The sequence below is a fragment of the Johannesbaptistia floridana genome, from assembly GCF_057440575.1.
In genome coordinates, this window is record NZ_JALKVM010000055.1 from 19,134 (window position 1) to 28,612 (window position 9,479).

At 38.1% G+C, this 9,479-nt stretch carries 9 protein-coding genes; 6 read left to right on the forward strand and 3 right to left on the reverse strand.

The window, feature by feature from the left end; all coding sequences use genetic code 11:
• Positions 1-54: 54 nt before the first annotated feature.
• Both MW688_RS04035 and tgt read left to right on the forward strand, forming a co-directional pair.
• Positions 55-513 carry a hypothetical protein gene (locus tag MW688_RS04035; protein WP_486734632.1) on the forward strand — a complete coding sequence of 153 codons (459 nt, stop codon included), beginning with the start codon at positions 55-57 and terminating at the stop codon, positions 511-513.
• A 25-nt stretch (positions 514-538) separates the two neighbouring features.
• Entirely contained in the window at positions 539-1,639 is a 1,101-nt protein-coding gene (gene tgt, locus MW688_RS04040) for a tRNA guanosine(34) transglycosylase Tgt (RefSeq protein ID WP_486734633.1), read from the forward strand.
• Here tgt and MW688_RS04045 read toward each other — a convergent pair.
• From MW688_RS04045 to MW688_RS04055, 3 genes are read right to left on the reverse strand one after another with little or no spacing between them, the layout of a single operon-like run.
• Complete coding sequence (locus MW688_RS04045; protein ID WP_486734634.1) at positions 1,611-2,522, reverse strand: ribonuclease D; 912 nt, start codon at positions 2,520-2,522, stop codon at positions 1,611-1,613. The genes tgt and MW688_RS04045 overlap by 29 nt on opposite strands.
• The gene (locus MW688_RS04050) at positions 2,523-3,005 is read right to left on the reverse strand and encodes a hypothetical protein (protein ID WP_486734635.1); all 483 of its coding nucleotides are present in this window, start codon (positions 3,003-3,005) and stop codon (positions 2,523-2,525) included. It lies immediately after the preceding gene.
• 14 nt (positions 3,006-3,019) lie between these two features.
• Complete coding sequence (locus MW688_RS04055) at positions 3,020-4,363, reverse strand: glycosyltransferase family 2 protein (protein WP_486734636.1); 1,344 nt, start codon at positions 4,361-4,363, stop codon at positions 3,020-3,022.
• Positions 4,364-5,228: 865 nt separating this feature from the next.
• Here MW688_RS04055 and MW688_RS04060 point away from each other — a divergent pair.
• The 4 genes from MW688_RS04060 (at position 5,229) to MW688_RS04075 (ending at position 9,372) form a co-directional block, all read left to right on the forward strand.
• On the forward strand, positions 5,229-5,495 hold the full coding sequence (locus MW688_RS04060; protein ID WP_486734641.1) for a GlsB/YeaQ/YmgE family stress response membrane protein: 267 nt from the start codon (positions 5,229-5,231) through the stop codon (positions 5,493-5,495).
• A gap of 485 nt (positions 5,496-5,980) precedes the next feature.
• Positions 5,981-6,457, forward strand: a complete 477-nt coding sequence (locus tag MW688_RS04065; protein WP_486734637.1) for a DUF6658 family protein — start codon at positions 5,981-5,983, stop codon at positions 6,455-6,457.
• Between the two features lie 92 nt (positions 6,458-6,549).
• Complete coding sequence (gene crtO, locus MW688_RS04070; protein WP_486734638.1) at positions 6,550-8,232, forward strand: beta-carotene ketolase CrtO; 1,683 nt, start codon at positions 6,550-6,552, stop codon at positions 8,230-8,232.
• 24 nt (positions 8,233-8,256) lie between these two features.
• Positions 8,257-9,372 (forward strand): saccharopine dehydrogenase family protein, encoded by a 1,116-nt coding sequence (locus MW688_RS04075; protein ID WP_486734639.1) that lies wholly within the window; start codon positions 8,257-8,259, stop codon positions 9,370-9,372.
• Positions 9,373-9,479 lie beyond the last annotated feature (107 nt).

Below are 9,479 nucleotides of genomic sequence, written 5' to 3' on the forward strand. Positions count from 1 at the left end.
TTTTAAGGCTAATAACTAATTAACTACAAATAATCTCTCTTTCAAGGTAAAACCATGACCTATCATCATCATTCTTCCGAACAACTATCAGCTCCATGTATCGTTGAATCTGGAGTTGTAATCAACAAGCAAGATATGCTGCACTTACTCAATGACGTCAGACAAGTAAAATATGTTCATATTTTAGATGAACAAGTAGTTAACGAAGGGCAAGGTTGGATTAAAGAAGTTTTTAATGAGGCGCTGCGTAGCACCATAGTAGCGAATAATAAACTCTATATAAACTTACAAAGCTTTGAATACATGAAGATAGAAAAATCTCAGGAAGGAGATACAGGTTTTAATCTAATTCAAGATAACCGCCAACTAAAAATCATACCCTTAAAAACAGACTTTTCCATTGGAGAAACTACTAATTTAGATGCAGCTACTCTAGAAGTAATGTTAAACCAAGTACTCTCAGCGAGATGGGATGTACAATTAGATGAACAATCAGACGATGAAGAATATTAAGCATAAAATAATTTAAATATCATAAGTGGGATTCTCATATAAAATTCAACAGACCTGTCATTCTACTCAAGCAAGAGTAGGTATTTGGACAACTCCCCATGGCGATGTAGAAACGCCACGATTTATGCCAGTGGGAACTTTAGCCACCGTCAAGGGTATAACTCCAGCACAGCTACAAACAACTGGAGCACAAATGATTTTAGCGAATACATATCATCTACATTTACAACCCGGTGAAGAAATTGTGGCCAAGGCGGGAGGATTACACAATTTTATGGGTTGGAGTGGTCCAATCTTAACAGACTCTGGTGGTTTTCAAGTATTTAGTTTGAGCAACTTACGTCAAATTAGCGAAAAAGGAGTAACTTTTCGTTCTCCTAGAGATGGGCGTCTCATTGATTTTACACCAGAACGTTCTATTGAAATTCAAAACGCTCTAGGGGCAGATGTAATTATGGCCTTTGATGAATGTCCTCCCGCCACCGCCACACGGGAGGAAATCATCGAGGCTACAGAACGTACCTATCGCTGGTTAAAACGCTGTCTGAATGCCCATCAACGACCCCAAGAACAGGTAATTTTTCCCATTGTTCAGGGGGGGGTTCATTTGGACTTGAGAGCCCGTGCTGCGAAGATGCTAGTGGATTTAGACTTACCCGGTTACGCGATTGGGGGAGTGAGTGTGGGGGAAATACCAGAATTAATTCATCAAATTGTAGAATTTACCACTCCCTTGTTACCAGAAAATAAACCCCGTTATCTGATGGGAGTAGGCACTTATCGAGAAATGGCCAAAGCTATAGCCTCTGGTGTAGATTTATTTGATTGTGTGATTCCCACTCGTTTAGGTCGTCATGGGGCAGCTTTAGTCCAAGGAGAGCGTTGGAATTTAAAAAACGCTCGTTTTCGTGAGGATTTACAAGCTTTAGACCCTGATTGTAACTGTTATACCTGCTCTAATTTTAGTCGTGCCTATCTGAATCACCTAGTTAGATGTAAAGAGATGCTCGGTTATATTCTCATATCTTTGCACAATATTCATGAATTAATTAGTTTTACCCGCAAGATTCGAGAAGCTATTCAACAAGGTTGTTTTCTCAAGGAGTTTGGTCATTGGTTGGAGTGATTAAACGAGTAACTTCTATAGTTTGAGTATCTATTTCGATTTCGGGGAGACTATCACCAATTTGATTCTGTATTTTTTTAGTTAAAGTTATGGTTAAATCTAAATCAATATTTTTAGTATTAACTAATCGTACTAACTCTCTAAAATCAGTTTTTACAGTAGTTTTTGAGTAAGATGATAATTTAATTCCCTGAACTTCTGCTTGTTTTTGCTCAATCATAGCTTTTTTGAGTCTCTCTTTAATATTTTCCATTTTTGAAGTGATTAATAGGGCATCTTTCTCTAACTTTTGGTATTCTTGAGCTAATAACTCTAAGTCTTCCTCCAGGGGATTAGGGGATATTTGAGCTTGAAGCTGCATTAATTGGTAATAAATTTCCCTCAGATAGATGCAGTCCATTTGAGCATATTTTAATTGGGGAAAACTCAGAGGTCTTGTGCCCCAATTGCTGCTTTGTTCTTCTTTACTTATATGTTTAAATTTAGTCAAATATTCGGTTAAGTTTTTTAAACTGTAACTGGATACAGGTAAAAGATAATAGGGGATTTCTCTAGCTAATTCTAAAGTACAAATTATGTTTTTAGCTTTAGTTTTACCCAAAAATTTTAAATCATATTTAGCATTATGAAAAACTTTGGTTATCTCCTGGTTTTTCATAATCTGTTCAATGAAAAACTCGATTAACTCCGGTTTCCCCAACACATCTAGTAAATAAGTTCGGCTACCATCTAAATTATCAGGATGTGCCAACATCTGGATTAAAGATAAATGAGGATTTTTAGTATTATAATCGGCTACTTCAGTATCTAGCCACAGACAATCAACTTCACATAAATCAAGAATTATTTCTTTAATATCAGCTTGTTTAGTCAAATACAACATCTAAGGCTTCAGAAAATTTATAAGACCCAGACTACCATAATAATCAAATATAGTAAATAAATGCTGATTAGTAAGCAAACTTCCCATAATTGAACGCACCCTTAGGGGAGTCCAAGATTTTACTTCATCAAGTTGAGGATGATTTTCTTGGCCAGTTTTTTGATTATTTACTGAGGCAGAGATATTTCTTTGAGCCTTAGAAGTTTGAGAGCTAAGATAGGCTACTGTAACAATTGCAGGTACAGATATAATATTGCTTCCTAATAAGTTACCTAAACCAATATCAGAAACTCTCTGCACAGCGCTGGCGGTATTCGTGGCGATTTCAGGACTAGCTGTGGCTAAAGCCACAACAGCAGCCCCTGCTACTTCCGAAAGTCCCCATTGACGTCGCAGTTTTTCTAATGGCTCCCCAAGTTTATCAGCTCCCCAATGGACTATCCACACTGAGATTAACAGAAGCAGTAACCAGATAATTAACATTTTTTTGTAAGAATTTACCAAGTTTTTTGACGGCGCAGAAAACTAGTATAACCCCACAAATTACTAATAACCATCATCGGAAGATAGAAAATAGGACGTAGCAATAAATCTACAATTCCTAGGAGAGGAGAGACTCCGTAACGACCAAAATGATGGCGGTAGGAATCAATTGTGAGAGTAGAAGTAATAATTCCTAAAATAAAAGCACCAATAGCCATCTCAAACCCATAAATCCAATGGGGAGGCTTTTGATAGTAAAGAATTGAACCAGCAACTAACCAAGCTAAGCTATAAAAGGGAGTAACAATAGTGAAGGTATTGTTGATTAAATAGCCACAACCCAGGATACCAAAGCGGCGGTCTCCCACCATTTCCCGGTAAGTGAGTATTGTTTCTAAAAATCCTCCTGCCCAACGTCGTCTTTGACGTAAAAAAGCCCTAATAGTTTCTGGAGCATCTGTTTCTACTAACAATTTTGGTTCTACCTTGACTCGGCATGGTCGTTGCTTTAGTCTTAAATAGCACTGCATTCTGTACATAATTTCGTAATCTTCTACCCAACTTTTGTTACTAAAGCCACCAATCTCTAATAACAATTCTCGCCGAAAAGCCGAACAAGCCCCAGGAATAATTAGAGTGCTATTGAGATAACTCCAAGCGAGACGCCATATATGCTGACGAGCGTATTCGTAACGCTGACCAAATTGAAACCATCTCCCTTTCCAGGTTTTTGAGCAAGAGGGAAGAAGAGTTCCACTTACAGCACTTAGGGATGGATAGAGAGTGAAACAACTGCGTAAAGCTCCAATAGAATTAGGATAAAGTCGAGTATCGGCATCAAGAAACAATACAACTTCAGCGTTGGTATAGGCAAGTGCTTGATTCATGGAATCTCCTTTTCCACTGTGCTCTTTTGATAGTAGTTGGAGATGGGGATATATTTCGGACTTTCCAATTTTCCCTTGGAATTTAAGCTGGTAAAGATTTTTGAGCTTAGGTATTGTGTCGTCTGTAGACCCATCATCGGCGATGATAATGCTATCTGGAGCATCATCTTGAGCTAAGATAGTGGCTAAGGTATCAGGGAGAGCTGCTGCTTCATTCCAAGCAGGAATAATTACAGCAATTTTAGGAATGTTTCCCGGGTTACGGTATAGTCGGGGACGTTTTGACGGTAGTCTTGCTAATAATAAAATTATTAGGGTCTGTAATGTAGCATATAAAACAATTGCTACACCAAGCCCTACTACCCAGGCTACTTCTCCTTGTGCTGCAAATGTAATTATAGCTACAGGAAAGATACAAGCACAGACAAGTGCCATTAAGAATACGGGATACCTTTTTTGGCGAGGTTTCATAAATTTTTTCTCCCTGGCGAGGAGACGAAAATTACTTAGATGTGCCATGAGAGAATCTTTAAGTTTTATTAAATTATAACAATTTTTTTAGCTTTTTCTCAAGTATTATTTTGTATTTATATATAGATGTAGGGTGCGTTAGGCAGAGATAACACTTGGAAATTCAGAATAAGATAAGTAATGAGTCTTGAAGTCTTAAAGTAATAAATAAAAAGTAGTAAAAGTGTAGGTGTAGGGTGCGTTAGGGCGAAGCCCGTAACGCACCGCTAGATGAGTAATGAGTAATAAGTAATGAGTAATGAGTAAGAAGCCAGTAACCTGTAGGTTGGGTTGACTCACACCAAAGCATCTTTATCAAAAGTTATTGGTTGTGTTTGAGTAATGAGTAATTATTTGAGTCTTGAAGTCTTGAAGTCTTGAAGTCTTGAAGTAAGAAGTTTTGAAGTTTTGAAGTTTTGAAGTAAGAAGGTAGCCTGTAGGTTGGGTTGAGGTTACGAAACCCAACAATATAAATCCTTGTTTCTGTTACTTGTTGGGTTGCAGGATTTTTAACCCAACCTACTAGCTCCCGGAGCTATTAATTTTTAGCTACACTATTTTTAATGATTGCCTCAATAAATGGCTCCAAAAAAATTCTAATATATTTGCGATGCACAAAGGAAGTTTGGGCTATATTTTGGCTTAAAATAAGCTAACGTACTAATAATTGTGTATTTTCTAAATTTCGACCAAGTTGTTATTAAGAATACATCAAAAGGTAGATGTTTTTCTATCAAAAATAAATTATTCTCTATTTATAGTTTTAATATCGTATTTAAAACTAAAACTGTAGTTAGATTAAATAGGGAGTGAGAAATTTATAATGATCAATATCATTGCTTGGATTCTGTTAGGATTAATCGCTGGAGTTATAGCTAAAGCAATTTATCCAGGTCGTCAAGGAGGCGGAATATTCGCTACAACTCTTTTAGGAATTATTGGAGCTTTTATTGGAGGCACCATAGTGACTTTCATTCAAACTGGACAATTAGCACTTACAGGTGCCTCTTTTAGTATACCGGGAATAATTGTAGCCATACTAGGTGCTATGGTGTTTATTTTTATTTGGGGATTAATTACTCGCTCTAAATAATTTTTATTCCTGTTCACTTCAAGATTTAATAATAAGCCGATAAATTACTATAAATAGACGCTGAATTAAATTAAATCAGCGCCTATTTTTTTTGATGATAAAAAAAATGAGGAGTGGAACTGAAAGGTCGAAAGAAATAAAAGCAAGTCTCTAACTGTTAGAATCACAGGAAAATGAGATTAACCACTAATAAACATAAACTTAAGTAAAAGATTAGTTCAACCTAGAGATAGATACTTATTAAATCTAAATTATTTAAACTAAGAATTCATAAGGTAATTGGAGATTATCAAAATGCCAGCAACGTTAACTGATAAAAAAGGCGAAAAGCCTATGAAAGTTAGCGGATATGATGAATAAAAATTTATCAGTAAGAGTATGAAACCTAATCTCCCTAATTCCTGAGACAATATGCTCGAAGATAATCAGAAAAATCTAGAAATAAGCAAACGTCAATATTACCAATAAACACGAAGGAGAATATAATGAAAACTTTCAAAAAATTCTTGACAACTATTTCTTTCAGACAGTTACTAACGGTATTTTTAGCTGGTATAATATTTGTGGCCAGCACAGCCTGTAGTAGAATTGATGCAGCAGTACCTCCAGAATCTAGTAGTCAGTTAAATAATACTACTATGTCTGATCAAGGTATGAATTCCAATCCAGATATTCAAAAGGGACGAAATACCAATGGAGTAGGAGCTAAAACAGAAAGATTAGTCCAAGAAACCAAAAAACGCGCAGAAAAAGTACAAAGCCCTCAAGAATATGTAGACGAAATCACACCAGATAAATCAGTAGAGGGGCAAATTGAAGACCTAGGTAAAGCAGCTAAAAAAGCCGCAGGTAACGTTCAACAATCAGCTAAAGATGCTGCTGAAGGCACCAAACAAGGTGTTGAAAATATCAAGAAAAATGCCCAAAATACCGTAGACCAAGCTACTGACGCAATTCAGTAATTATCAGCGATAATATTCTTGGTGAAGTTAAAAGCCTCAACTAATGACATAAGCTATTAGTTGAGGTAGTTCAATATTAAGATATATAACTAATGGAAACTTTTGATGTTGTTATTATAGGGGCAGGCCATAACGGTTTAGTTTGTGCCGCCTATCTGCTGAAAGCGGGTTATCAAGTGTTGGTGTTAGAAAGCCGTACCGTAGCCGGAGGTGCCGCCACCACAGAAGAAGTAATGCCAGAAGAGGCACCAGGATTTAAATTTAATCTATGTGCCATAGACCACGAATTTATTCATTTAAGTCCGGTAATAGAAGAACTTCAACTCAAGAGTTTTGGATTAGATTATCTCTATTGTGATCCCGTAGTTTTTTGTCCCCATCCCGATGGACGATATTTCTTAGGCAATCGCTCTTTGGAGCAAACCTGTACAAATATTGCTCAATATAACTCTCTAGAAGCTGAACGCTATCGTCAATTTATTGTATATTGGCAGCAAATAGTAGATGCCCTGGTACCTATTTTTAATGCGCCCCCCCAATCCCTGATTAATATTGTCAGGAATTACGACATTAATGCTCTTAAAAATCTCTTGAAGGTAGCAGGAGGTCCCTATAAAGCCCTAGACTTTGTCCGTACCATGCTCACTAGCGCTGAAGATGTATTAGATGAATGGTTTACAGAACCATGGTTAAAAGCACCCCTAGCGCGTTTAGCCTCTGAGTTAGGATTAGCTCCTTCTCAAAAAAATATGGCGATTGGAGCGATGATGATGTCATTGCGGCATAATCCCGGTATGGCTCGTCCCCGGGGTGGTACTGGTGCCCTGATAGAAGCTTTACTCAAGTGTATCCGTCACTATAATGGAGTGGTTTTAACGGGGGAAAATGTAGATAAGGTTTTAATTGATAATGGTAAAGCAGTTGGTGTGAGAACCTCATCTAAAAAAGAATATAGGGCTAAATGCGGGGTAATCTCTAATATTGATGCCAAACGTCTATTTTTAAATTTGGTAGAAGCTTCAGATATTGATGCCGCCCATGCTAATTTACGCCAGCGCTTAGATAAGCGAATTATTAACAATAACGAAAGCTTACTCAAAATTGATTGCGCTTTAGCAGAGCCATTACGATTTGAACACCATAATCATCATGATGATTACTTAATAGGCTCGGTGTTAATCGCTGATTCTGTGGAACATGTAGAAACTGCTCACCACGAAGCTTCCCGAGGCCGTATTCCAGATCATGACCCGTCTATGTACCTAGTTATGCCCACCCAGTTAGACCCCTCTATGGCCCCTGAAGGTAAGCATACTTTGTGGATTGAGTTTTTTGCTCCCTATCAAATTGCAGGAGCAGAAAATACAGGGTTAAATGGGACTGGTTGGACAGATGCTTTGAAAAACCAAGTAGCAGATCGCGTTTTGGCAAAATTAGCAGATTATTCCCCTAATATTAATCATTCGGTTATTGCCCGTCGTGTAGAAAGTCCTGCTGAATTAGGCCAAAGATTGGGAGCATACCGAGGTAATTATTATCATATAGATATGTCCCTAGAGCAGATGGTATTTCTGCGCCCTTTACCAGAAATTGCTAATTATAAAACTCCTATCAATCAGCTATTTCTAACGGGAGCTGGTACTCATCCCGGTGGTTCTATTTCGGGAATGCCAGGACGTAATTGTGCTCAAACTTTTTTGAATTCACAAAAGCGTGTATCAAAAGCTTTTGAAGAGTTTCGTAAATCCGTTGCTGGAATTATAGCCAGTTTTTAATTTTGTAAATCTCAATCATAAATTATGCAAAGAGTTCTTATTATTGGCGGTTGTGGCCGTATTGGCAACAGTATCGCTCAAGATATTCTCCAACATACAGACGCAGAAGTAGTCATCACTGGACGTAATCCCGAATTAGGTATGGCTGCTTTAGAGAGGTTAGGGGCTAAAGTACAGTTCCAGGTATTGGATTTGTCTAATCAACAGCAACTAGAAAGCGCTGTGTCTAAGGCTGACTTGGTGGTTCATTCTGCTGGACCTTTTCATTATCGAGATGCCAATGTCTTGCGTACTTGTATTGAGCTTGGAGTTAATTATGTTGATGTGAGTGATGAACGTAGCTTTACTCGCAAAGCCTTAGCTCAACAGGAAGCAGCTAGGGCGGCCGGGGTTACGGCAATTGTTAATACTGGAGTATTCCCAGGTATTTCTAATAGTATGGTCCGTCAAGGAGTAGAATCCCTAGATGAAGTTGACTCTATTCAGCTTAGCTACATTGTGGCTGGCTCCGGTGGCGCTGGGGTAACAGTGATGCGCACCACTTTTCTTGGTATACAAAGTCCTTTTGAAGCTTGGCTAGATGGTACTTGGCAAAGCGTTAAACCCTATACAGACCCCCAATTATTAGACTTTGGCCCTCCCTATGGTAAAGCTAATGTTTATTGGTATGATATGCCCGAAGCTATTACTCTACAAGAGTCTTTTGCTGTTAAGAGTGTGATTACCAAGTTTGGAGTTATTCCAGATTTTTATAATCATGCTACTTGGATGATGGCCCACTGGCTACCACCAATCATACTTCGTAGTGAAGCTACTGTAGAGTTTTTAGCCCACGTTAGTCATCTGATGACTGATGTCACAGATTACTTTACTGGTACTGGTGTAGCTATGCGTTGCGATATCCAGGGTTATAAATCTGGTAGTCCTACTCATTATACTAGTAATTTTAACCATCAAAGTGCTTCAGTGGCTACGGGATTGGGTACAGGTAGTATCGCCGAATTGATACTCACAGGAAGACTTAATCAACCTGGTGTTTACCCTGTTGAACAAGCTGTTTCCACGGAGTTGTTTCAGTTGACTCTAGATAGTCGTAAATTGCAAATTTCTCAACAGATTAAGTCAACTTCTGCGGGCTGAAGCCGCGCAGCTTGGACGGCCCAACGTCTGACTAAGAGTTGACTAGACCAAGAGCCAAAAGCCATAACACCTCCGGGTATTTCCCTAGCTCGGACTATTTGTTGGCT

Excerpts from the sequence above, each read along its gene's own strand:
- MW688_RS04035 (WP_486734632.1), top strand. The coding sequence starts at position 55 with ATGACCTATCATCATCATTCTTCCGAACAACTATCAGCTCCATGTATC.
- MW688_RS04045 (WP_486734634.1), bottom strand. The coding sequence starts at position 2,522 with ATGTTGTATTTGACTAAACAAGCTGATATTAAAGAAATAATTCTTGAT.
- MW688_RS04050 (WP_486734635.1), bottom strand. The coding sequence starts at position 3,005 with ATGTTAATTATCTGGTTACTGCTTCTGTTAATCTCAGTGTGGATAGTC.
- MW688_RS04055 (WP_486734636.1), bottom strand. The coding sequence starts at position 4,363 with ATGAAACCTCGCCAAAAAAGGTATCCCGTATTCTTAATGGCACTTGTC.
- MW688_RS04065 (WP_486734637.1), top strand. The coding sequence starts at position 5,981 with ATGAAAACTTTCAAAAAATTCTTGACAACTATTTCTTTCAGACAGTTA.
- crtO (WP_486734638.1), top strand. The coding sequence starts at position 6,550 with ATGGAAACTTTTGATGTTGTTATTATAGGGGCAGGCCATAACGGTTTA.
- MW688_RS04075 (WP_486734639.1), top strand. The coding sequence starts at position 8,257 with ATGCAAAGAGTTCTTATTATTGGCGGTTGTGGCCGTATTGGCAACAGT.